Genomic DNA, 22,510 nt, shown 5'->3' with positions numbered 1-22,510 from the left:
CGGTCGCGCTCCCTCGCGCGGCCCGACCGGCCGACTGCTCCTTCGCCCCGCCGCGGCGATCCCCCCTTGGACCGTCGACCGGGCCCCGCCCCGCCTGCGCACTCGCTCCTCCTCCTGGGTCTACTCCGGGGCGCCGCCGACCCGGTCCTGGTGCGGGAGCGCGGACACGGGCGCGGACACGGGCGCGGACACGGGCGCGGGAAGCCGCAGCCGGAAGGAGAGCAGCGCGGCCGATGCGGCGAAGACCGCGCCCACGAGGAGCGCGGCCTTGAAGCCCGCGGTCTCGTCGGCGGCGCCGGTCGCGCCGAGCGCGTCGGTACGGGCGGTGGCGACCGCGACGAGCACGGCGAGGCCGAGTACGGAGCCGAACTGCTGGCTGGTGTTGATGAGTCCGGAGGCCAGCCCGGTCTCGCCCGGCGCCGCGTCGGCGGTCGCGGCGACGTTGGTGGTGACCATGACGAGCGGCAGCGCGACACCCAGCACGAGGCTGGGCGCGAGGACGGTGGAGACGACGGTGCCCTCGGCGGCGAGCGCGAGCGCCAGCCAGAGCGTGCCGAGGAAGAGCAGGGTGAATCCGAGGGACATCGTGGCACGCAGGCCGAGACGGTCGATGAGCTGCCCGGTCCGGGGGGCGGTGGCGACGACGACGAGGGAGAGCGGCAGCAGGCCGAGCCCGCCGTGGAGGGGGGTCTGGTCGAGGACGCTCTGGAGGTAGAGGCTGACCAGGAAGAACATCGGGAAGAGCGCCATCTGGGCCAGTGCGCTGAGGCAGTTGGCGAGCCGCAGGGTGGGGCGCCGGAGGACGGCGGGCGGCACGAGCGGGCGGGCGATTCGTTTCTCCAGGGCCGCGAACGCCGCGAGGAGTACGACCCCGCCGGCGAACGCGCCCAGTGTCCGCGCGCTGGTCCAGCCGGCCTCACCGGCGCCGACGAGGCCGTACGCGACGAGTCCGAGACCGGCGGTCGCGGTGAGCGCGCCGCCGATGTCGAAACCGCGTTCGGCGCTGCGGGTGCTGCCGTCGAGGAGGCGCGGCGCGAGGACGGCGAGGACGAGTGCGCCGATGACGTTGAGCCAGAGGGTGGAGCGCCAGCCGAGCAGGTCGGTGAGTACGCCTCCGAGGACGGTGCCCAGTACGCCGCCGAGGCCGCCCATCGCGGCGAAGGCACCGAGGGCCTTGTGCCGGTCGGGGCCGTCGGGGAAGAGGTTCAGCACCAGGGCGAGCGCGGCGGCGGCGGCGAACGCGGCCCCGGCGCCCTGGACGGCGCGGGCCCCGACGAGCACCTCCACGGTCCCTGCCGCCCCGCCGACGGCGGAGGCCACGCCGAGCACCCCGAGCCCACCGAGGAACACCCGCCGGTGCCCGAGCAGATCGGCGGCACGCCCGCCGAGGAGCAGCAGCCCGCCGAAGGTGATCAGAAAAGCGTTGGCGACCCAGGACAGCCCGGCCGACCCGGATCCGAGGTCGTCACCGACGGACGGCAGGGCGACGTTGATGATCGCGGTGTCCATGATGAGCAGCAACTGCGTGGACGCGAGCAGAGCGAGGGCGGCCTTGGGGCTCCGCCCCCCACGCTGCGGCGATCCCGGCGCCACGGGGCCGGGGGCGCGAAACCCCGGGACGCCGGGAGATGGTGGACCGGCGGGGCCGGGGCTGTCGACCCCGACCGGACCGGATGTGCCGCGGCCTTCGGCCTCGACGGCACCGGGCGACTCCGCCCGACCACCGGCCGACGACAAACCGACCGGGCCGGAGCCTTCGGCCGCCTGGGCGGGACCGCCACGGCCGGCCGAGTCCGCGAAGCCTGGCCCCGGACCGCCGGGCCCCGCCTCGGGGTCGCCGCCCGACGGCGTCGGCGGCTTCGCCGCGCCCGGCCGCTCGTTCCCCCGTGTGCCGCTCACCGGGAATCCGTTCCCTCGGGCTCACCGCCGAGCGCGTAGCCGTCGAGGCAGGCCTGGGCGAGCCTCTCGCAGGACGCCGTGTCGCCCTCCCAGGCCTGCTGCATCAGATAGACGTGCGGCGCGCCGTGGTAGAAACGTTCGTACTGTTCGTGGCGGGAGGCGAACTCCGAACCCAGCGCGTCCCAGGCCAGTTTGAGCAGTTTGACCCGCTCCTCGGACGACTGGCCCGGCGCCCGCAGATAGCGGCCCACCAGCGGGCCCAGCTCCGGATGGAGCAAGTCCTCGCCGGACGCGGGCAGTTGGATCACCCCGCCGCCCGCGAGGAGTTTGATCTCCTGGACGGCAGCCGGGTACAGCTCGCCCGCCATGATGCGCTGCGCGTACGAGATGTCCTTGCCGGGCATCACCCCGCCGCGCCCGCCGTCGACCTCCTCGTACGACGCCTCGGCGGCCAGCACGAACGCCTTCGCCTGGGCGACCTTGCCCAGCAGCCGGCCGATCGCCTGGGTGACGGGCGGCAGTTCGTACGTGCCGTTGGATCTCGTCAGCAGGATCGCCAGCCCGGCGAGGAATTCGAGCTTGGTCCAGAAGCGCGTCGCCGCCTGGTGGACGAAGTTCACGTACGCCGGTGTCCGCCACCACATCCCGAAGCTCGCGTCGACGTTCCGGTAGGTGAGCACGGACTCCCACGGCACGAACACCTCGTCGCAGACGAGCAGCGCGTCGTTCTCGTCGAACCGCGACGACAGCGGGTTGTCGAAGACGCTGCGTGCCCGCCCCTCGTAGGAGACGCGGGAGATGAAGGTGAGGCCCGGCGTGTCCACGGGTATCGAGAAGCAGACCGCGCGGTCCACGTCCCGCGGCGCGAGGGGTTCGATCGTCCCGACCACGACCTCGTTGCCGAAGACGGCCGCCGTGCCGATCATCTTCGCGCCGCTCACGACGATCCCGCCGTCCTTCTCGGCGACGACCCGCACCACGGGGTCGTCCGCCGCCGTGCCGCCCGCGGCGTCGAACGGGGTCGGCGCCGCCTGCGGGTTGGTGATGGTGAAGGTCGGATACAGATCGCCCTCGGCGAGCCGCCGGTGGTACGCGAGCGCGTTCGCCGCGCCGTCGAAGCCCTCGGTGGTGAACACCCCCGGCGCCGCGGCGAATCCGGCGGCGCCGCCCGCCATGTAGTCCGGCGTACGCCCCAGGAAGCCGAAGCTCGCCTCGGCCCAGACCTTGTACGCCTGCCGCCGCGCCACCAGGTCCGCGTAGCCGCGCGGCACCGCGAACGCCCGGTGCGCCCCGTCCCGGGTGAGCACCGGCGTATGCGCGGAGTCGTGTGCCAGGTCGTAGAGCCGGGCGATGGATCCCGCGGTGTTACGGAACGCGGGATGCCGTGTGACGTCCTGGACCCGCTCGCCGTCCAGCCACACCGAACGGCCGTCGCGCAACGACTCCAGATACTCCTGACCCGATCTGGTCACACCTTCTCCTCATACGGATCAAACCAAATCATGCGGCACGCGCGACACATCCGACACATCTTGCGCGCCCGGCACACCGGGCACACCGGGAACGCTGCTTCCACTCCCCGAGAGCCTTCCCTGCCGCAAGTGCCGACAGCAATGAACGACCGTCCAGCGGTCCTTAATAACCGGCCAGACCGCGACATCGGCGAGCCCTAAGCGGCGGGCACCGCACCGCTGCGGTACTCGCCCGGCGTCTTCTCGAACCACTTGCGAAACGCAAGATGGAAACCGACCGCGCTGCGGTACCCCACCCGCTGCGGCACCGCCGACTGCGGCAGCGACGTCTCCCCCAGCAGCCGCGCCGCCTCCTGCATCCGACGGCCCGTCAGATGCCGTGCCGGGGCCTCCCCCACCAGTTCACGGAAGGCCGCGGTGAACGCCGACCTGGACATGCCGACCTCCCGCGCCAGGGACTCGATCGTCCACGGCTCGGCGAACCGCGTCGCGATGATCACCATCGCCCTGCTGATCCCCGGGTGACTCAGGACCGGCAGCGAGGACGGATTGTCGGCGATCTCCCGCAGCAGCGGCCGCAGCGCCAGGACCAGCGCCATCTCGAACGCGCGCAGCGTGATGAGACGGTCGCCCGGTTCGACGGGCCGGTGCGGCGACGCGAGCAGCCGCAGCGTGTCGCGGAGCAGCGGTTCGTTGTCCACCTGGGTGCGGTCGAGGACCAGCGCCCACGGCAGCGCCGTGTACAGGCCGGTGGCGGCGCTCGCGTCGTAGTGCAGTCCGGCGCAGAGCAGCCGGCTCTCCGGCCCGCCGCCCTCGATCCTCAGCTCGCCCGAGGTGCCGGGCAGCCGTTCGGGCAGAACGGCCCCGAGCCGCAGTCCGCCGGTCCGGTCGGGCCGGTCGGCGATGCGGTGCGCGGTGCCGGTGGGGAAGACCGCGAGGTCGCCTTCGCGAAGCTCCAGCGGCGTCTGGCCCTCACCGGTGATCCAGCAACCGCCCTGGACGATGTAGTGGAGGATCGCACAGCTCTGCTCGGCGTCGCCCTCGATGGCCCACGGCGCGCTGACGTGCCAACGACTGTCGAAGACCCCCGTGAGCCGGAGCGGCTTCAGCAGCTCGCTCAGGAGATCGTCACCTTCGATCTTGATGGGCTCCATCGGTTCCATGGACGATCCTTCAACCCCCGCCCCGGTTTGTTAATTGATCGGCCGAACCCGCCGCCGCCAGCCTTGTGACAGAGCCGTCATCGACAGCAGACACACCCTATCGAAGGGCCTTCAGACACATGTCCGATCAGATTCCGATGCGCGTCGCGGTAGTGGGGGCGACGGGGTTCCAGGGCGGTGCCGTGGCCCGTCTGCTGGCCGAGCGCGGACAGCGGGTCCGTACGCTGACGCGCGCAGCCGAGGCGGACCGGCCGCCGCTCCCCGGAGCCTCGTTCGTAGGCGGTGACCTGGCAGATCCTCCCGCCGTACGGCAGTTGATGCAGGGCGCTACGCACGCCTGCGTGGTGATGCCGCTGGTGTACGGGACGGAGCAGGTCCGGCGGTACGCCCGTAATGTCGCCGAGGCCGCACGCGAGGCCGGAATCCAGCGCCTCGTCTACAACTCCAACACCCGTATTCCCGAACAGTCCACGAATGTCGCCGCTTTCGAGACACGCCGGATCGCCGAGGAGGAACTGCGGGCGAGCGGTGTGCCATTGGTGGTGCTGAGGCCGCCGGTCTACCTCGACAACCTGTTCAGCCCGTGGAACGGGCCGGCGCTGGTCAGCGAGGGAGTGCTCGCCTACCCGCTGCCCGGTGGCACCTCCACCGCCTGGATCTCGCACCGGGATCTCGCGGAGGCGGTCTTCGCGGCGCTCACCGTGGACGGTGTGGAGGGCGGGACGTTCGACATCGGCGGCAGCGAGTCGCTGACCGGTGACGAGCTGGCCTCGGCGTTCGCCACGGGCCTGGGACGCGACGTGCGGTACCTGTCGCTGCCCCCGACGGTGTTCGAGCAGGCGCTGTCCCAGGTCGCGGGCCCGGAGGCGGCCGCCGGGGTCGCCGGTGTCTACCACTACATGGCGACGGGCACCGACCCGCTCTTGATGGCGGACGACGGCGGGCGGTCGGCGGACGCGCTCGCCGTGAAGCCGGCGCCGGTGGACGAGTGGGTGACGCGCCAGCCGTGGCAGGTCTGGTCGACGGAAGCGAGCTGACGCCCTCCACTTCCGGGCTCCGGCGCACGCCCCCGGCCCCGGTCGCCCGCCCCCGTTTCCGCCCCGTTCCCGCGGAAGCCGCCCGTGCGGCCGCGAGAACGGGGCGCCCTTCTTCCTGTGCGATCCGACATGTTTCGGCCACGCCTCCAGAGTTGCCCAGCTCTTAACGGAGTGGCGGATTGTGTACCCGAAATTCGTGGGAAGGCTCATGCGGTACGCACCGCAAGCACGCCGGTTTCACCCGATTCCACCGCTGTTGGAGTGAACGCGGACAGGAGCGGCCATGCCCGCAGCCCGCCAGTCACCGCCGGAGCAGCTACAAATAACAGCAAACTCAGGCAAAAACCTCTCATCCGTTCGACGTGCCATGCCTGCCACGCCCGCCCAGCCCTCAGGTGATTTCATGATCGGTCGCATTCCTGTCCTGGACGTCCGCCCTCTCGTCAACTGCGGCAAACGCCCCGCCAAGGCGGTGAGCGGAGAGACGTTCCAGGTCACCGCGACCGTCTTCCGGGAGGGCCACGACGCCGTCGGCGCCAATGTCGTTCTGCGGGGCCCGGACGGCCGGCCCGGCCCCTGGACCCCCATGCGCGAGCTGGCCCCCGGCACCGACCGCTGGGGCGCCGACGTCACACCGACATCCGAAGGCCGGTGGACCTTCAAGGTGGAGGCGTGGAGCGATCCGCTCGCCACCTGGCGCCACGCCGCCGAGATCAAGATCCCGGCCGGGATCGACACGGACCTCGTCCTGACCGAGGGCGCCGCGCTCTTCGAGCGAGCCGCCGCCGGTGTCCCCAAGCGCGACGGCCGCGAGGCGGTCCTGGCCGCCGCGGACGGCCTGCGCGACGAGCGCCGCCCCGCCGCCGCCCGGCTCGCCGCCGCCTTCACGCCGGAGGCCGAGGAGGCCTTGGCCCGCCACCCGCTGCGCGAGCTGGTCAGCGCGTCGAAGCCGGTCAAGCTGCTGGTGGAGCGGGAGAGAGCGCTGTACGGCTCCTGGTACGAGCTGTTCCCGCGCTCCGAGGGCGCGGTCCTCTCCCCGGGCAAGCTCCCGGTCAGCGGCACGTTCAGGACCGCCGCCGAACGGCTGCCCGCCGTCGCCGCGATGGGCTTCGACGTCGTCTATCTGCCGCCGATCCACCCCATCGGCACCACCCACCGCAAGGGCCCCGACAACACGCTCACCCCCGGCCCGGACGACGTCGGCGTCCCGTGGGCGATCGGCTCCGCCGACGGCGGCCACGACGCGATCCACCCCGACCTCGGCACGATCGAGGACTTCGACGCCTTCGTGGAGAAGGCCGCGTCGCTGCGCATGGAGATCGCGCTGGACTTCGCCCTCCAGTGCTCGCCCGACCATCCCTGGGTGAAGGAACACCCCGAGTGGTTCCACCACCGCGCGGACGGCACCATCGCGTACGCCGAGAATCCGCCCAAGAAGTACCAGGACATCTACCCGATCGCCTTCGACCGCGACATGGACGGACTGGTCGCGGAGACGCTGCGGGTGCTGCGGCACTGGATGGACCACGGCGTCCGGATCTTCCGCGTCGACAATCCGCACACCAAGCCGGTGGTCTTCTGGGAGCGGGTGATCGCGGACATCAACGGCACCGACCCCGATGTGATCTTCCTGGCCGAGGCGTTCACCCGGCCGGCCATGATGCACACCCTCGGCATGATCGGATTCCAGCAGTCGTACACGTACTTCACCTGGCGCAACACCAAGCAGGAGCTGACGGACTACCTGACCGACCTCTCGGGCGACTCGGCGTCGTACATGCGCCCGAACTTCTTCGTCAACACGCCCGACATCCTGCACGCCTATCTTCAGGAGGGCGGCCGTCCGGCATTCGAGCTACGCGCGGTACTCGCCGCGACGATGGTGCCGTCCTGGGGCGTCTACGCAGGGTATGAACTCATGGAGAACGCCCCGGCCAAGCCCGGGAGCGAGGAGTATCTGCATTCGGAGAAGTACGAGCTGCGCCCCCGGAACTGGGAATCGGCGGAGCGAGAGGGACGCACCATCGCCCCGCTCATCACCGCGCTCAACCGGATCAGGCGCCGGCACCCGGCGTTGCAGCAGCTGCGTGACATTCACTTCCACCATGCCGACAACGACGCGGTCATCGCCTACAGCAAGCGCTCGGGCCCGGACGTCGTGCTGATCGTCGTGAACCTCGACCCGCACCACACCCAGGAGGCAACGGTCTCGTTGGACATGCCGCGGCTCGGCCTCGACTGGCACGAGACCGCCCCGGTGCGCGACGAGCTCACCGGAGAGATCTACCACTGGGGCAGGGCCAACTACGTGCGCCTGGAGCCGGGTGTCACACCCGCGCACATCGTCGTTCTGCGACCGTCCCCGCCGATCGGAGGGTCACCCACATAATGATCATCAATGAGCCTGTCCACGACAAGTTCGAGGACACTCCCGCGAAGGACCGTGACCCCGACTGGTTCAAGAGAGCCGTCTTCTACGAAGTCCTGGTGCGCTCGTTCCAGGACAGCAACGGCGACGGCGTCGGAGACCTCAAGGGCATCACCGCCAAACTGGACTATCTCCAGTGGCTCGGTGTCGACTGTCTCTGGCTGCCGCCGTTCTTCAAGTCCCCGCTGCGCGACGGCGGTTACGACGTCTCCGACTACACGGCGGTGCTCCCCGAGTTCGGCGACCTCGCCGACTTCGTGGAGTTCGTCGACGCCGCCCACCAGCGCGGTATGCGCGTGATCATCGACTTCGTCATGAATCACACCAGCGACCAGCACGAATGGTTCCAGGAGTCCCGCAAGGACCCCGACGGGCCGTACGGCGACTACTACGTCTGGGCCGACGACGACAAGCAGTTCCCGGAAGCGCGGATCATCTTCGTCGACACCGAGACGTCCAACTGGACCTTCGACCCGGTCCGTAAGCAGTACTACTGGCACCGCTTCTTCTCGCACCAGCCGGACCTCAACTACGAGAACCCGGCGGTCCGCGAGGAGATCGTCTCGGCGCTGCGCTTCTGGCTGGACCTGGGCATCGACGGCTTCCGACTCGACGCCGTGCCGTACCTCTACCAGGAGGAGGGCACCGACTGCGAGAACCTGCCGGCCACCCACGCCCTGCTGCGCGAGGTCCGCGAGATCATCGACACGCACTACCCGGACACCGTGCTGCTCGCCGAGGCCAACCAGTGGCCGGAGGACGTCGTCGACTACTTCGGCGACTACGCCAAGGGCGGCGACGAGTGCCACATGGCGTTCCATTTCCCGGTGATGCCGCGGATCTTCATGGCCGTACGGCGCGAGTCCCGCTACCCGGTCTCGGAGATCCTCTCCAAGACCCCGGCGATCCCGACCGGCTGCCAGTGGGGCATCTTCCTGCGCAACCACGACGAGTTGACACTCGAAATGGTCACGGACGAAGAACGCGACTACATGTACGCGGAGTACGCCAAGGATCCACGGATGCGCGCCAACATCGGCATCCGGCGCCGGCTGGCCTCGCTGCTGGACAACGACCGCAACCAGATCGAGCTGTTCACCGCTCTGCTGCTGTCGCTGCCCGGCTCCCCGATCCTCTACTACGGGGACGAGATCGGGATGGGCGACAACATCTGGCTCGGCGACCGCGACGCCGTACGGACCCCGATGCAGTGGACACCCGACCGGAACGCGGGCTTCTCGTCCTGCGACCCCGGCCGGCTCTACCTGCCGACGATCATGGACCCGGTCTACGGCTACCAGGTCACCAACGTCGAGGCCGCGATGGCGTCGCCGTCGTCGCTGCTGCACTGGACGCGCCGCATGATCGAGATCCGCAAGCAGAACCCGGCCTTCGGGCTCGGCTCGTACACGGAACTTCCGTCGACGAATCCGGCGGTGCTCGCGTTCCTGCGCGAGGCACCGTCGCAGGACGGCAACGGCGACGACCTGGTGCTCTGCGTGCACAACTTCTCACGCTTCGCACAGCCCACGGAGCTGGATCTGCGGGCGTTCAGCGGGCGCAACCCGGTGGAGCTGATCGGCGGGGTGCGCTTCCCGGCGATCGGTGACTGGCCTTATCTGCTGACGCTGGCGGGCCACGGCTTCTACTGGTTCCGGCTCAGGAAGGATCCCACGCCCGCCTGACGGGCACCTCAGAGAGACAAGTGCGGGGCGGTCGGTTACCGCCGCCCCGCACGGGGCACCATCCACGACATCGAGTGGTCCGTACGAGGGTCTTCCCACGCCGGGCGGACTTTCGGTCCGTACGGGCCATCCTCACCCGACACGTCCCGCACAGCCGGACTCCGTTGCCGCAATCCGGGACACTCTGCGCATCCTGTGGTGTGCCCGGGGAAAGGACGCGATGCCATGTCGAAGGCTGCATCCGCCCGGAGCTCACCAGGCCCCGGCGCGGCGCTCTCGCCCACCGGAGCCGCGAGGCTGGTCGACTCGCTCACCCCGCTGCTCCACGAGTGGCTGCCCCGACAGCGCTGGTTCGCGGGCAAGGGCCGGCCCATCACAGGGTTCTCGGCGGTCGCCGCCACCGAGCTGATGCCCCCGGCCGGCTCGGGCCCCACGCCCGGCCTGCTCCATCTGCTGGTGCGCGTCGAACAGCGCGCCACCCCCGACCTGGACGCGCCGCCCGTCCCGGTCCCTCCCACCGACGACTGCTACCAACTGCTGCTGGGCGTACGGTCCGCCCTGCCGCCTGAACTCGCCGCCGCTCGCATCGGCATCGCCGACACGGGGCCGCTGGCCGGCCGGGTCGTCTACGAGGCGCTGCACGACCCGCGCCTCGCCGATCTGCTGCTGGAGCGGCTGCGCTCCCCCGGCGCCCTGGGGCCGCTGCGCTTCGACCGGGCGGTCGAGATCCCGGCCGGGCTCGTGCCGCGACTGCTCGGCGCCGAGCAGTCGAACTCCTCGCTGGTGTACGGCGAGGAGTACATCCTCAAGATCCTCCGCCGGGTCTTCCCGGGCGCCAACCCCGATCTGGAACTGCCGCTCGCCCTCGCCCGCCAGGGCTCGCGGCGGGTGCCCTCGCCGGTGGCCTGGTTCCAGGCGGTGGACGGCGGGGCCGGGCAGGAGCCGCTGACGCTGGGCGTGCTCCAGCCGTTCCTCAAGAACTCCGAGGACGGCTGGCAACTGGCGCTGCGCGCGCTGGCGGACGGCAACGCCTTCACCGACGAGGCGCGGGCGCTGGGGCGCGCCACCGCCGAGGTGCATCTCGCGCTCGCCGCCGCGCTGCCCACGGTCTCGCTCGGACCGCAGCAGACGGCGAATCTGGCCGATGCCATGTCCCGGCGGCTCGACGTCACCGCGCAGGCGGTGCCCGTGCTGCTGCCGTACGTCACCGGGCTCCGTACGGCCTTCGACGCGCTCGCCCGGTCCGGGAACGGGCACGGGCACGGGCACAACGGACACGGGAGCGGTGAGGGAGGTGGTGAGGCGGCCGGGGGCGGCCCGGTCACGCGGGCACAGCGCGTGCACGGCGATCTGCATCTCGGCCAGACGCTGCGGACACCTGACGGCGAGTGGTCCCTGATCGACTTCGAGGGGGAGCCCGCCCGGCCCGTCACCGAACGCCGCCGCCCGCAGCCCGCGGTGCGCGACGTGGCGGGCATGCTCCGCTCGTTCGACTACGCCGCCCGCTCCCACGAGCCCTGGCACCCCGACTGGGCGGAGCGCTGCCGGTCGGCGTACTGCGACGGTTACGGCGAGGCGACGGGCAGCGACCCGCGCGAGGACGCCGCGCTGCTGCGGGCGTACGAGACGGACAAGGCGGTGTACGAGGTGCTGTACGAGGCCAGGAACCGTCCCGACTGGCTGCCCGTCCCGATGGCGGCGATCCACCGCCTGGCCGGCCACCGGCCCTGACACCCGCCGCCGACACGTCCGACACGTCCGACACCGAAGCCCGGTGGGCCGATCCGTCGGCCCACCGGCTCCCAAGACCCCCGTCATCCCCACCGAGGAGGCAGCCCCCGTGACCGCCCGCCCGCCGTCCGAGAACCCGTCAGAGCCGCAGCCCCCGCTCCCCTCCAACGGCGTCCCGGCCCCCGCCGGCGAGGCCGCGCCCGCCGCGAAGGAGGGGAAGGAGGCAAAGGCCGCGAAGGAAGGGAAGGCAGGAAAGTCCGGCAAGGCCGAGAAGGCGGGCAAGTCCGCGAAGGCGCCGAAGCCGGCCGAGGACGCCGGTACGCCCCCGAAGTCGGTCGAGGAGCCCGGCGGTCATGTCGTACGGCCCGCGCCACCGCTCGCGGATTCCGACCGGCACCGGCTGCTCGGCGGCTCGCACCACGACCCGCACGCCCTGCTCGGCGCCCGCCCCGGCAAGGGCGGCGTCGTCGTCCGCGCGCTGCGGCCGTACGCGAAGGCCGTGACCGTCGTCGCCAAGGACCTGCGGGCCCAACTGCACGACGACGGCGACGGTTTCTTCTCCGGTGTGCTGCCGTGGCGCAAGGTTCCCGAGTACTCGCTGCTGGTGCGTTACGGGGCGACGGCCGACGAGGTCGACGAGGTGGAGGTGCGGGACCCGTACCGCTTCCCGCCCACGCTCGGCGATCTCGACCTGCATCTCATCGGCGAGGGCAGGCACGAGGAGCTGTGGCGGGCCCTCGGCGCCCAGCCGATGGTCCACGAGGGCGTCACCGGCACCCGCTTCACCGTCTGGGCGCCGAACGCGCGGGGCGTGCGGGTCTCCGGTGACTTCAACTACTGGGACGGCACGGTCTACCCGATGCGCTCGCTCGGCTCGACCGGCGTGTGGGAGCTGTTCGTGCCCGGCATCGGCGAGGGCGCGCTCTACAAGTTCGACATCACCCGGCCCGACGGGTCGCACACGCTGCGCGCGGACCCGATGGCCCGCCGCACCGAAGTGCCGCCGTCGACCGCGTCGATCGTCACCGAGGCGCACCATGTGTGGCACGACGAGGAGTGGATGGCGCACCGCGGCGAACTGCCGGTGCACGAGGCACCGTTCTCCGTGTACGAGGTCCATCTCGCCTCCTGGCGGCCTGGACTGACGTACCGTCAGCTCGCCCTTCAGCTTCCGGCGTACGTCAAGGATCTCGGCTTCACCCATGTCGAGCTGATGCCGGTCGCCGAGCATCCCTTCGGCGGTTCCTGGGGCTATCAGGTCACCGGCTTCTATGCCCCGACCTCCCGGATGGGCACGCCGGACGACTTCCGCTTCCTGGTGGACGCGCTGCACCGGGCGGGCATCGGTGTGATCGTGGACTGGGTGCCGGCGCACTTCCCGAAGGACGAATGGGCGCTGGCCCAGTTCGACGGCAGGCCGCTGTACGAGCACGCGGACCCCTCGCGCGCCGAACATCCCGACTGGGGCACGCTGGAGTTCGACTTCGGCCGCACCGAGGTGCGCAACTTCCTGGTCGCCAACGCCGTGTACTGGTGCGAGGAGTTCCACATCGACGGCCTGCGGGTCGACGCGGTGGCCTCGATGCTCTATCTGGACTACTCGCGCGAGGCCGGCGAGTGGTCGCCGAACGAGTACGGCGGCCGGGAGGATCTGGACGCGGTCGCCTTCCTCCAGGAGATGAACGCGACCGTCTACCGCCGCTGCCCCGGTGTCGTCACGATCGCCGAGGAGTCCACGGCCTGGGACGGCGTCACCCGCGCCACGCACCATGTGGGGCCCGGCGGCTTCGGGGGTCTCGGCTTCGGCCTGAAGTGGAACATGGGCTGGATGCACGACTCCCTGGACTACGTCTCCAAGGAGCCGGTGCACCGCAAGTACCACCACAGCGAGATGACCTTCTCGATGGTGTACGCGTACAGCGAGAACTACGTCCTGCCGATCTCGCACGACGAAGTCGTCCACGGCAAGCGGTCGTTGGTCTCCAAGATGCCCGGCGACTGGTGGCAGCAGCGAGCCAACCACCGGGCGTATCTCGGCTACATGTGGGCGCACCCGGGCAAGCAACTCCTCTTCATGGGGCAGGAGTTCGCACAGGGCGCGGAGTGGTCGGAGGGCCACGGCCCGGACTGGTGGCTGCTGGACCCGTCGTACACGGCGGAGGCCGACCACCGGGGCGTACGGGACCTGGTGCGCGACCTGAACGCGGTCTACGGCCGCACCCCGGCGCTCTGGCAGCGCGACACCGTCCCGGACGGCTTCTCCTGGGTGGAGGGGGACGCCGGGGAGGACAACGTGTTCGCGTTCCTGCGCTTCGACGCGGAGGGCGCGCCGCTGCTCGCCGTCTCCAACTTCTCGCCGGTGGTACGGCATCAGTACCGCATCGGCGTCCCGGAGGGGATCTCGGGCTGGACGGAGGTCATCAACACCGACGCGGGGCGCTACGGCGGCGGGGACGTGTTCAACCTGGACACCCTCAAGCCGGAGGCGGTCCCGGCGCACGGCCGCCCGGCGAGTGTCCAACTGACGCTGCCGCCGCTGGCGACGCTGTGGCTGAAGCCGGTCTGAGGTCTTGAGCCCTGTCCGGTGCGCCGCTGTGGTGTGTCTCGTGGTCCCAGCCGCCGCGTGGCTGGGTGTGCAGGCGCCAGTAGTGCGCCGCGATGTCGTCCGGGTCGAAGTCCGTACCGGGGGCGACGGGGCCGTGGACGGTGACGCTCGCGACATGTACGCCGGCGGCGCCGTACGTCTGGCCGAGCAGGGTGACCAGGGTCCGTACCCCCGCCTTGCCGAGCGACAGGCTCACGTACTCCGGCTTCGGCTCGGGCATGCCGCCGGTGATCAGGAACGTGCCGCCGCCGCGCCGCGCCATCCCGGGCGCGACGTGGGCGGCGGCCGTCAGCGCGCCCCCGACGTTGACCGCCCAGGCGTCGAAGTGGTCGCGCAGGGAGAGCTCCCCCGGTGCGTCCGCGCGGATGAGCGCCGCGTTGTAGACGACGACGTCCGGCGGGCCGAGTGCGTCGGCCGCCTTGTCGAGGGCCGCCCGGAGTGCGGTCTCGTCCGTGCTGTCGGCGGCCTGTGTGAGGACCCGTACGCCGCTGTCCGCGACCGCGTCGGCCGCCGCGCGCAGCGTCTCCTCACGCCGTGCGAGAAGCGCGAGGGACAGCCCTTCACGGGCGAACCGCCGGGCCACCGCCCGACCGATGCCCGGCCCCACCCCGATGATCACCGCTCCGGACACCGCTGCCCCTTTTCGCTCCCGCCGACGGCCCGCGCCGTCGGACGAACGAGAAGCTAAGGCTTCACACCGGTATGAAGGTCAAGCCCGGGGCCCCCTCAGCAGCGTGAACTCAGCCGGACGGCCGGGGTCTTGTCGCACCCCGCCACGTTCTGCGCGGACAGCACGAGCGCCACGACCGTCGCCGCCACGGCGAGCGCCCCCGCCACCGCGGCGGGGCCGACGCGTCCGCGTCCCCCCCTTCCGCCACCTCCGCGCCTCCCGCGACTTCCCGTACGACGCATGTCTCCCCCGTTGTGGACATGACGACCGTGCCTGTCCGGGGGCGGGGTTCACGACCTGGTCGGCCCTCCGGTGGCGCTCTCGTAAACGAGCCGGGGCGGGACGGTGACATTCCTTACGATGCCGAGCCGCTGCGTCGCACGGGTCAGCGCCACGTACAGGTCGTTGGTGCCGCGCGGCGAACCGTCCAGAACGGCCTCCGGATCGACGACGATCACCGTGTCGAACTCCAGCCCCTTCGCCTGCCGGGGGTCGAGCAGGACGACCGGCCGGGTGAGATCGGGCTCGACTCCCCAGGAGGCGTCGGGGAGTTCGGCCGCGAGCCCGGGCAGCAGCGCGCCGGGGGCGATCACCGCGAGCCGCCCCTCGCCGCCGTGTTCCGCCGCGTGCGAGGCGGCGTGCTCGACGGCACTCGCGGCGGCCGTACGGACGAGGTCGTCGGGCTTCACCTCGCGCACCCACGGCCCGACCCCCGTCGAACGGACCGAGCTCGGCGGCTCGAAGGACGGGTCCTCCAGCCGCCTGACCTCGGCGGCGACGGCCATGATCTCGGCGGGCGTACGGTAGTTGACGCCGAGCCGTACATGCTCCCAGCGCTCGCCGACGTACGGCCGCAGGATCTGCTGCCAGGAGTCGCAGCCGGCCACGTCGCCGGTCTGCGCCGGGTCGCCGACCAGTGTCATGGAGCGGGCCGGGCACCGCCGCATGAGCAACCGCCAGGCCATCGCGGACAGTTCCTGCGCCTCGTCGACCACGATGTGACCGAAGGCCCAGGTACGGTCGGCGGCGGCGCGCTCGGCGGCGCTTCGGGTGTCGGACTCCTCCTGGCGCTCGGCGAGACGTTCGGCGTCGATGAGGTCGTGGGCGAGCAACACCTCCGAAGCCTCCTCGTCCTTGTCCTCGAACTCGTAGGTGCGGGAGCCGTAACTCAGCTCCAGCACCCCCTGCGCGTACGCGATCCGCTCGCGCCGCTCGACCTCGGCGGCGGCGCGCGCGCGGCGGTGTCGTCCTCGCCCAGCAGCTCCGCGGCCTCGTCCAGGAGAGGCACGTCCGCGGGGGTCCAGTCGTCGGGGCCGCTGATCCGACGCGTAATCAACCCGTCGTCGCCGTCGGGGAGATGGGTGGGTTCGGCGAGGTAGTCGGCGACGAGGTCCTGCGGGGTGAGGGTGGGCCACAGTTCGTCGATGGCCGCCTGCACCGCCGGGCTGGTGGCGATCGCCTTGCCCAACTGCGCGATGTCGGTGGCGTCGAGGAGGTTCGGGCCGCCGTACGGGTCGGCGCCGAGGCGCTCGGTGAGCTGCTCGGTGAGCGAGTCGATGACGGAGAAGGCGAAGTGGGGCCGGGCGAGATTGTGCGGGAGGCCGGCGTTACGGGCGCCGGCGCGCGCGTCCTCCGCCATCGCCCGGTCCAGGTACAGCGTTCCGTCGTCGTGCTCGATCTCGATGTGCGGATCGGGCACCTGCTGCCGGTCGCGCAGCGCGGCGGCCAGCGCGCCCGCCATCTCGGCGCGTCCCTTGACGGCGGCGGCGGCCGGGGTGTCGGTCGCGGTCGCCCGTACGCCGGGGAAGAGTTCACCGGTCGTGGCCAGCAGCACCCCGGTCTCGCCGAGGGAGGGCAGCACCTCGCCGATGTACCCGAGGAAGGCGGGGTTGGGCCCGACGATCAGCACGGCACGCCGGGCCAGTTGCTCGCGGTGCGCGTACAGCAGATACGCGGCGCGGTGCAGCGCGACGGCGGTCTTCCCGGTCCCGGGCCCGCCTTCGACGACGAGGACGCCGCGGTGCGGGGCGCGGATGATGCGGTCCTGCTCGGCCTGGATGGTCCGCACGATGTCGGTCATCCGCCCGGTACGGGCCGAGTCGAGCGCGGCGAGCAGCACGGCGTCGCCGTCCGGGTCCTCGTACCCGGTGCGGGTGGTGTCGCTGAGATCCATGATCTCGTCGTGGAGCGCGGTGACCCGCCGCCCCTCGGTGGTGATGTGCCGGCGGCGGCGCAGACCCATCGTCGAATAACCGGTGGCGAGATAGAAAGGGCGGGCCACGGGAGCGCGCCAGTCGATGAGCAGCGGGGTGCGTTCGACGTCGTCCAGCCGCATTCCGATTCGCCCGATGTGATGGGTGACGCCGTCCATGAGATCGATACGGCCGAAACAGAGCCCGGTCTCCACGGCATTCAGGGTGGTGATGGTGGTGGAGTGCTCGGCGACCCGGATGTCCCGCTCCACCATGGCCTGCCGACCTGTGCTGACCTGCCTGATCGACGTACGCACGGCGGCTTCGGCCTGCTCCCTGAGCGCATCGAGACGCTCATGGAGGAGCGAGACGAATTGCTGTTCGCTCCGCAATTCCTCGGTTGACAATTCAGCCCCTGTCCGATACGCTTTGCCCAGTAAGTTGATTTCGGCTTTCCGCAGAAGATGCGAAGAGGGAAAGTCGAAACACCCAATATACGCAGAGCGATACCCCGGCCGTCAATTCGGTGCCGGGGTATTTTTGTGCGCGGGCTCGGGGCGGGGTCAGGGGCGGGCAGGGGCAGCCGGGAGGCTCTGGAGGACATCCTCCAGCTCCTGGAGCAGCCGGCGCTTGGGGCGGGCGCCGACCATCGACTTCACCGGTTCGCCGGCGCGGAACACCAGCAGGGTCGGCATCGCGAGGACGCCGTAGCGATTCATCGTCTCCGGGTTCGTGTCCACGTCCAGCTGGACGACCTTGAGCCGCGCGGCCTCCTCGCGGGCCACCGCGCTGAGCACCGGCGCGAGCTGGCGGCACGGCGGGCACCAGTCCGCGGTGAACTCCACCAGCACGGGAAGACCGGCGTTCAGCACCTCGCGTTCGAAGCTCTCGTCCGTGACTGCGGCGACGCCCTCGGCCTGGATCATGCGTCTTCTCCCTCGTGAAGCTGGTGGACGGTGAGCTCGCACAGCGACTCCGGCGGCTCGACCGCCTGCGCGGCCGCCTCGGCCTGCGCGAGCTGTTCGCCTACCTCGGCGCGTATCGAACCGAGCCGCCCGATCAGCTCGTCCAGCTCGGCGAGCTTGCCGCGGTACACATCGAGCGAGGCGGGACAGGAGTCCCCGGCCGGATGCCCGGCCCGCAGACACTCGACGAACGGCCGCGTCTCCTCCAGATCGAACCCGAAGTCCTGAAGGGTCCGGATCTGCTGGATCAGCCGCAGATCGTCCTCGTCGTACGTGCGGTAGCCGTTCCCCGCCCGCCGTGCGGGCAGCAGCCCGCGGGACTCGTAGTAACGCAGAGCACGGGTACTGGTCCCCGCCCGCTCCGCCAGCTCGCCGATGCGCATGTCCACGACGGTAATCCTTGACGCCGACGTCAAGGCAACGGCCGCGGGCGATGGCCCGGCCGAAAGGGGAGGGCGTGCGGAGGGCCGACGCACCTGCACGCCGGTGCCCGGCGGCCACAAAACCCCTTGCACGGAGACTCGGCGTGGCGCGAAACCGATGTTCATGGTTGCTCTCCGTAATCGAGTGAACGTAAAATGTGGTGCGTCAGCACTCTCGACCACATCGTGTGGAGGTAGGCATGGCCCGTGCCTGGGAAGCGGATCCTTCCGCCTTATTCGAACGGCGACTCGGCAAGTCGCCCGTCGAACTGGGGAATTCGGACGGAAATGACGAGTGTCCCGACATCTGGCGGCTCGACAACGGCGACATCGCCGTGATCGGCCGGGATCTGACAAGCCATTACGCTCCGCGTCTTCCGCGAGGGGTCACACTTGCCCCGGACGAGCGTCTGGTCATCATTCCAGGAAACGTCTTGAGCGCCGCGAAGGCGGACATCCCCGATGCCTGAGACGTGCGCGCCCGTCCTCCTGCCGGAGCGGGGTGAGCGACTCGTCCGCGAGGCGTACCGGAAGGACTTCCGGGAGCGCAGCGCCGTACTCCGCGACGCGGACTCCTGGAAGCTGGAGAGGCGCCAGCATTTCGAGGAGCAGGGCAGTCCGAGCCGTGACGCTCTTCGGCGGGGTGATTGGGAAGAGTCCCTGCGGCTCATGGAAGACCGCCGCGACGCCCTCGCTGCCGCCGCCCGGGAAGACGAACGTCAGGGTCACGCGTTTCACCGCGTTCGCCTGGTCGAAGAGCCGCTGACCCCTTATCTCCAGTGGGAATTGCACTCGCTGCGGCAACAAGCCCAATTCGGTGCGCGCGTGCGTGTCGTGAGCGCCGAATCCGTGGCCGCCGTCGAGCGATCTGAACCGCTGCCGGAACTCGTGGTGCTGGGCGGCCGGACCCTCTTCAACATCCTTTACTCCAACGCGGGACATCCACAGGGGGCGATCCGCTTCACAGAGCCGGACATCGTGGCCCAATGGGAGCACTACATCAAGTCGCTCTACGAGTCGGGCGAGGAGATCGCGTCGTACTTCGAACGGGTCGTGGCCCATCTCCCCGCCCCGACGATTCCGCCGGAGTAGACGATCAGCCAGAACCGTGACGACGTGGAACACCCCGGTGGGTCGGCGAACGACCTCTCGGGGTCCTCGCGCGATGTCGTGCAGGCCGGAAGTGTCAGCGGCGGCATCCACTTCCATGGGCCGGGCAGCGAGGAGGACCGGCCGTCGGCGGGCCCGCGACCTCGTCAACTCCCGGCCGATGTCCCCGGTTTCGTCAACCGGGTCCAGGAACTCGACCAGCTGAACGCCGTCGTGGCCGGGGAGAACAGCGACCCGCTGGTCATCTCCGTCTGTGTCATCGCGGGCACGGCCGGGGCGGGCAAGACCTCGCTCGCGCTGCGCTGGGCGCACCAGGCACGTGACCGATTCCCCGACGGACAGCTCTACGTCAATCTGCGTGGATACGATCCCGGAGAGCCTGTCACCGCCGAGGAGGCCCTGCACCGGTTTCTGCCCGCACTCGGCGTACCGGCACAGTCGGTGCCGCAGAACATCGACGCGGCGGCGGCGCTCTACCGCTCGCTGCTCTCGGACCGTCGGATGCTCGTCCTGTTGGACAACGCCTCCACCGCCGGTCAGGTCCGTCCGCTGCTGCCCGGCGGACCGGGCTGTCTCGTACTCGTCACCAGCAGGAGCAGGCTCTCCGGGCTGGCCGTCCGCGACGGTGCCCGCCGGCTCACGCTCGGCACGCTGCCACAGGCGGAGGCGGTGGCGTTGCTGCGGGCCGTCACCGCCGGTTACCGCCCCGAGGACGACTTGGAGAAGCTGACCGAACTGGCGGATCTGTGCGCTCGGCTGCCGCTGGCCCTGCGTATCGCTGCCGAGCGCGCGGCAAGCCGGCCGCATCTGCGGCTCGACGACCTGATCGCCGACCTGCGTGACGAGTCAGCCCTGTGGGACGCGCTGAGCACGGGGGACGACGAGGAGGCGGAGGCCGTCCGCACAGTCTTCGCCTGGTCCTACCGCGCCCTGTCCGAGCAGGCGGCCCGGCTCTTCCGGCTGCTCGGAATGCATCCGGGTCCCGAGTTCGGCCTCCAGGCCGCCGCCGCCATCGCCGCCGCCCCCGTCAGCGGAACCCGGCACCTGCTCGACTCCCTGGTCAACGCCCACCTGCTGGAACAGATGGGACCCGACCGCTACCAATTCCACGATCTGCTCCGCGCGTACGCCACCGACCAGGCCCACCACGAGGAGCCGGCCGGGGAGCGGGACGCCGCGCTCCACCGCGTGCTGGACTGGTATCTGCACGGCGCGGACGCCGCTCAGGATTGGATCAGCCCCGACGAGCAGCACATGCCGCTCGCGCCGCCCGGGAACGAGGTACGTCCCTCCGCGTTCGCCGACTACAACTCCGCCGTGGACTGGGCCGAACGCGAGCACGCCAACCTTCTGCGGGCGATCCGTGCCGCGGCGGGCACGGACGACCGGAGGGCCTGGCAGCTGGCGGTCGTCTTCTTCAACGCCCGGCCCTCCTCGGCGCCGGTCAACGAGTGGCTGGCGGTGGGCGACATCGCGCTCGAAGCGGCCCGGCGAGCCGGCGACCGGCAGGCCGAAGCCCGCCTTCTCACTCACCTCGGCCGGGACAACGTCCGGGTGGACCGGCTCTCCAAGGCGCTGGAATGCCACCGGAGCGCGCTGGAGATCCGCCACGAAACCGGCGATCACGTCGGCGAGGCGACCTCACTCAATCTGATCGGCCTCGTTCATCTGCGCAGACGAGAGCTCACGGCCGCGGCCCAGCACTTCCAGCGGGCCATCCCGCTCTTCCAGGAGGTGGACTCGCCGCCGTGGGCGGCCATCGCCCTGTCCAATCTGGCGTCCGCCCACTACAGCGCCGGTCGTCTGTCGCAGTCCTCCGCCGTCGCCCGCGACGCTCTGGCCGCGCACCGCGCCATGAACAATTTCCGGGGCGAGGGGAACATCCTGCGGGTCATGAGCTGCCTCCAGCTCGAAGAGGGCAGGCCGGAGGAGGCCCTGGCCTCCTCCCGGCAGGCGCTCGACATCGCGGAGACCCTCCGCGACAACCGACTGGAGGGCTACTGGCTCATCGCCCTCGGCGACGCCCAACGCGCCCTCGGCACGTACGACGACGCCCTCGTCTCCTATCAGCGCTCCGCCGCCCTCCACCGCCGGCTCGGCAACCGCAGCCGGGAAGCCCTGGCCTGGTACGGCGCGGGGCAGACGTATCACGCGCTCGAACGGTGCCCGGAAGCCGCGCAGTTCCACCGCCGGGCCGTCGCGGCGCACCGGGAGTTGGGGGACGGGTGGCACGAGGCCCTCGCGCTCGACGGGCTGGCCGGGGCCCTCGTGGAGGATGATCCGGAGGGCGCCGCCGGGCACTGGGGCGCCGCGTGGGAACTGGTCCGGGGGTACGACGACCCGCGTGCCGTCGCCATGCGCGAGCGTGTCGCGGCAGCGCTCGGGCGGGCCTGACATCACTCCCTGAGCCAGAACCCCGACCGCTCCACCCACAGGTCCAGCAGCCGTCGTCAGCACGCTCACGGCGGCAGCGTGGTCCGGCGTTCACTCCTGTGACCGACGCACGCGGCGCGGCGAGTTGAGTGAGGATGGCCTCGGAGCCGTACCACTCCTCACAGACGGGAGGCCCCGATGAACGAGACCGGAGACGTGGCGCTGCCCGTCGATCTCGTGACCATCTCCCGTACCGTCGAGCGCGCGCTCGCCCCCGGGCCGGACCTCCCCGAACGGTCCTGGGTGGACGCGACTACGGGTCAACTCCTCGGGCAGTTGAGCCTGTTGCTGCTGGAGGATCTCGGCGACACGGACCCGGCGCCGGTGCGGGATCTGCACCGGATCGCGTACCGGCTGCTCGACCGGCACGGGCGGCCGGACGCCGGCACACCGCCGCTGCACGCGTACGAGTACATGCGCACGCTCGCGACCGTCACCCACTCCGTCGCCGCGCTCTACGCCCGTCGGCGACGCGGCGAGCGCTGATCCGAGGCTTCAGGAATTCAACGCGCCGGGGTCATTGACGGGCCCTCCGGGTTCATCTAAACAACTGTGGTGAGAGCGCTCTCAACCCCCCGCAGAATCAGCCGGACACATCTCGGCACCATCCGCACCGGAGGTGTTCCTTGAGAACGAGCCGCACCGGAGACACACCCCGCTCGCCCCGCGAGCCCCGCGCACCCCGCGCACCCCGAACC

At 70.9% G+C, this 22,510-nt stretch carries 15 protein-coding genes and 1 pseudogene; 9 read left to right on the top strand and 7 right to left on the bottom strand.

Annotated features, from left to right (window positions below; all coding sequences use genetic code 11):
- Positions 1-120: 120 nt before the first annotated feature.
- The 3 genes from ACIBBB_RS20855 to ACIBBB_RS20845 all read right to left on the bottom strand — a co-directional run bounded on the left by ACIBBB_RS20855 (position 121) and on the right by ACIBBB_RS20845 (position 4,534).
- Complete coding sequence (locus ACIBBB_RS20855; RefSeq protein ID WP_398984031.1) at positions 121-1,899, bottom strand: MFS transporter; 1,779 nt, start codon at positions 1,897-1,899, stop codon at positions 121-123.
- Positions 1,896-3,371 (bottom strand): 4-hydroxyphenylacetate 3-hydroxylase family protein, encoded by a 1,476-nt coding sequence (locus ACIBBB_RS20850; protein ID WP_398984029.1) that lies wholly within the window; start codon positions 3,369-3,371, stop codon positions 1,896-1,898. Before ACIBBB_RS20850 ends, ACIBBB_RS20855 begins: the two co-directional genes overlap by 4 nt.
- Positions 3,372-3,568: 197 nt before the next feature.
- Positions 3,569-4,534, bottom strand: a complete 966-nt coding sequence (locus ACIBBB_RS20845; RefSeq protein WP_398984027.1) for an AraC family transcriptional regulator — start codon at positions 4,532-4,534, stop codon at positions 3,569-3,571.
- A 119-nt stretch (positions 4,535-4,653) separates the two neighbouring features.
- Here ACIBBB_RS20845 and ACIBBB_RS20840 point away from each other — a divergent pair, with 119 nt between their 5' ends.
- From ACIBBB_RS20840 to glgB, 5 genes are all read left to right on the top strand, one after another.
- Positions 4,654-5,571, top strand: a complete 918-nt coding sequence (locus ACIBBB_RS20840; protein ID WP_398984025.1) for an SDR family oxidoreductase — start codon at positions 4,654-4,656, stop codon at positions 5,569-5,571.
- 403 nt (positions 5,572-5,974) lie between these two features.
- Positions 5,975-7,960 (top strand): alpha-1,4-glucan--maltose-1-phosphate maltosyltransferase, encoded by a 1,986-nt coding sequence (locus ACIBBB_RS20835; RefSeq protein ID WP_398984023.1) that lies wholly within the window; start codon positions 5,975-5,977, stop codon positions 7,958-7,960.
- Positions 7,960-9,684, top strand: a complete 1,725-nt coding sequence (gene treS / locus ACIBBB_RS20830; protein ID WP_398984021.1) for a maltose alpha-D-glucosyltransferase — start codon at positions 7,960-7,962, stop codon at positions 9,682-9,684. The genes ACIBBB_RS20835 and treS overlap by 1 nt, the downstream gene beginning before the upstream one ends.
- A gap of 225 nt (positions 9,685-9,909) precedes the next feature.
- Positions 9,910-11,415, top strand: a complete 1,506-nt coding sequence (locus ACIBBB_RS20825) for a maltokinase (RefSeq protein WP_398984019.1) — start codon at positions 9,910-9,912, stop codon at positions 11,413-11,415.
- Positions 11,416-11,524: 109 nt separating this feature from the next.
- On the top strand, positions 11,525-13,981 hold the full coding sequence (gene glgB, locus ACIBBB_RS20820; RefSeq protein ID WP_398984017.1) for a 1,4-alpha-glucan branching enzyme: 2,457 nt from the start codon (positions 11,525-11,527) through the stop codon (positions 13,979-13,981).
- Here the strand turns inward: glgB and ACIBBB_RS20815 are convergent.
- The 4 genes and pseudogenes from ACIBBB_RS20815 to ACIBBB_RS20800 all read right to left on the bottom strand — a co-directional run bounded on the left by ACIBBB_RS20815 (position 13,890) and on the right by ACIBBB_RS20800 (position 18,230).
- Positions 13,890-14,651 (bottom strand): SDR family NAD(P)-dependent oxidoreductase, encoded by a 762-nt coding sequence (locus ACIBBB_RS20815; protein WP_398984015.1) that lies wholly within the window; start codon positions 14,649-14,651, stop codon positions 13,890-13,892. The genes glgB and ACIBBB_RS20815 overlap by 92 nt on opposite strands.
- A gap of 329 nt (positions 14,652-14,980) precedes the next feature.
- A pseudogene (locus ACIBBB_RS20810) lies at positions 14,981-17,274 on the bottom strand (HelD family protein).
- A gap of 171 nt (positions 17,275-17,445) precedes the next feature.
- On the bottom strand, positions 17,446-17,808 hold the full coding sequence (gene trxA, locus ACIBBB_RS20805) for a thioredoxin (protein ID WP_398984013.1): 363 nt from the start codon (positions 17,806-17,808) through the stop codon (positions 17,446-17,448).
- Positions 17,805-18,230, bottom strand: coding sequence for a MerR family transcriptional regulator (locus tag ACIBBB_RS20800; protein WP_398984444.1), 426 nt, complete (start codon positions 18,228-18,230; stop codon positions 17,805-17,807). The genes trxA and ACIBBB_RS20800 overlap by 4 nt, the downstream gene beginning before the upstream one ends.
- A gap of 239 nt (positions 18,231-18,469) precedes the next feature.
- Here ACIBBB_RS20800 and ACIBBB_RS20795 point away from each other — a divergent pair, with 239 nt between their 5' ends.
- From ACIBBB_RS20795 to ACIBBB_RS20780, 4 genes are all read left to right on the top strand, one after another.
- Positions 18,470-18,739, top strand: a complete 270-nt coding sequence (locus ACIBBB_RS20795; protein ID WP_398984011.1) for a hypothetical protein — start codon at positions 18,470-18,472, stop codon at positions 18,737-18,739.
- Positions 18,732-19,361 (top strand): DUF6879 family protein, encoded by a 630-nt coding sequence (locus ACIBBB_RS20790; RefSeq protein ID WP_398984009.1) that lies wholly within the window; start codon positions 18,732-18,734, stop codon positions 19,359-19,361. Before ACIBBB_RS20795 ends, ACIBBB_RS20790 begins: the two co-directional genes overlap by 8 nt.
- Positions 19,362-19,385: 24 nt before the next feature.
- The gene (locus tag ACIBBB_RS20785; protein WP_398984007.1) at positions 19,386-21,773 is read left to right on the top strand and encodes an ATP-binding protein; all 2,388 of its coding nucleotides are present in this window, start codon (positions 19,386-19,388) and stop codon (positions 21,771-21,773) included.
- A 177-nt stretch (positions 21,774-21,950) separates the two neighbouring features.
- Entirely contained in the window at positions 21,951-22,298 is a 348-nt protein-coding gene (locus ACIBBB_RS20780; RefSeq protein ID WP_398984004.1) for a hypothetical protein, read from the top strand.
- Positions 22,299-22,510 lie beyond the last annotated feature (212 nt).

This window comes from Streptomyces sp. NPDC051217 (assembly GCF_044455465.1).
Lineage (GTDB): Bacteria > Actinomycetota > Actinomycetes > Streptomycetales > Streptomycetaceae > Streptomyces.
The sequence above is the reverse complement of the archived record's forward strand: the minus strand, read 5'-3'. Positions and strand labels throughout refer to the sequence as shown.

What these genes read in the sequence shown, in the direction of transcription:
- treS (WP_398984021.1), top strand. Translation starts at nt 7,960, where the DNA reads ATGATCATCAATGAGCCTGTCCACGACAAGTTCGAGGACACTCCCGCG.
- ACIBBB_RS20795 (WP_398984011.1), top strand. Translation starts at nt 18,470, where the DNA reads ATGGCCCGTGCCTGGGAAGCGGATCCTTCCGCCTTATTCGAACGGCGA.
- ACIBBB_RS20780 (WP_398984004.1), top strand. Translation starts at nt 21,951, where the DNA reads ATGAACGAGACCGGAGACGTGGCGCTGCCCGTCGATCTCGTGACCATC.
- ACIBBB_RS20845 (WP_398984027.1), bottom strand. Translation starts at nt 4,534, where the DNA reads ATGGAACCGATGGAGCCCATCAAGATCGAAGGTGACGATCTCCTGAGC.
- ACIBBB_RS20790 (WP_398984009.1), top strand. Translation starts at nt 18,732, where the DNA reads ATGCCTGAGACGTGCGCGCCCGTCCTCCTGCCGGAGCGGGGTGAGCGA.
- ACIBBB_RS20800 (WP_398984444.1), bottom strand. Translation starts at nt 18,230, where the DNA reads ATGCGCATCGGCGAGCTGGCGGAGCGGGCGGGGACCAGTACCCGTGCT.
- ACIBBB_RS20835 (WP_398984023.1), top strand. Translation starts at nt 5,975, where the DNA reads ATGATCGGTCGCATTCCTGTCCTGGACGTCCGCCCTCTCGTCAACTGC.
- ACIBBB_RS20840 (WP_398984025.1), top strand. Translation starts at nt 4,654, where the DNA reads ATGTCCGATCAGATTCCGATGCGCGTCGCGGTAGTGGGGGCGACGGGG.
- trxA (WP_398984013.1), bottom strand. Translation starts at nt 17,808, where the DNA reads ATGATCCAGGCCGAGGGCGTCGCCGCAGTCACGGACGAGAGCTTCGAA.
- ACIBBB_RS20825 (WP_398984019.1), top strand. Translation starts at nt 9,910, where the DNA reads ATGTCGAAGGCTGCATCCGCCCGGAGCTCACCAGGCCCCGGCGCGGCG.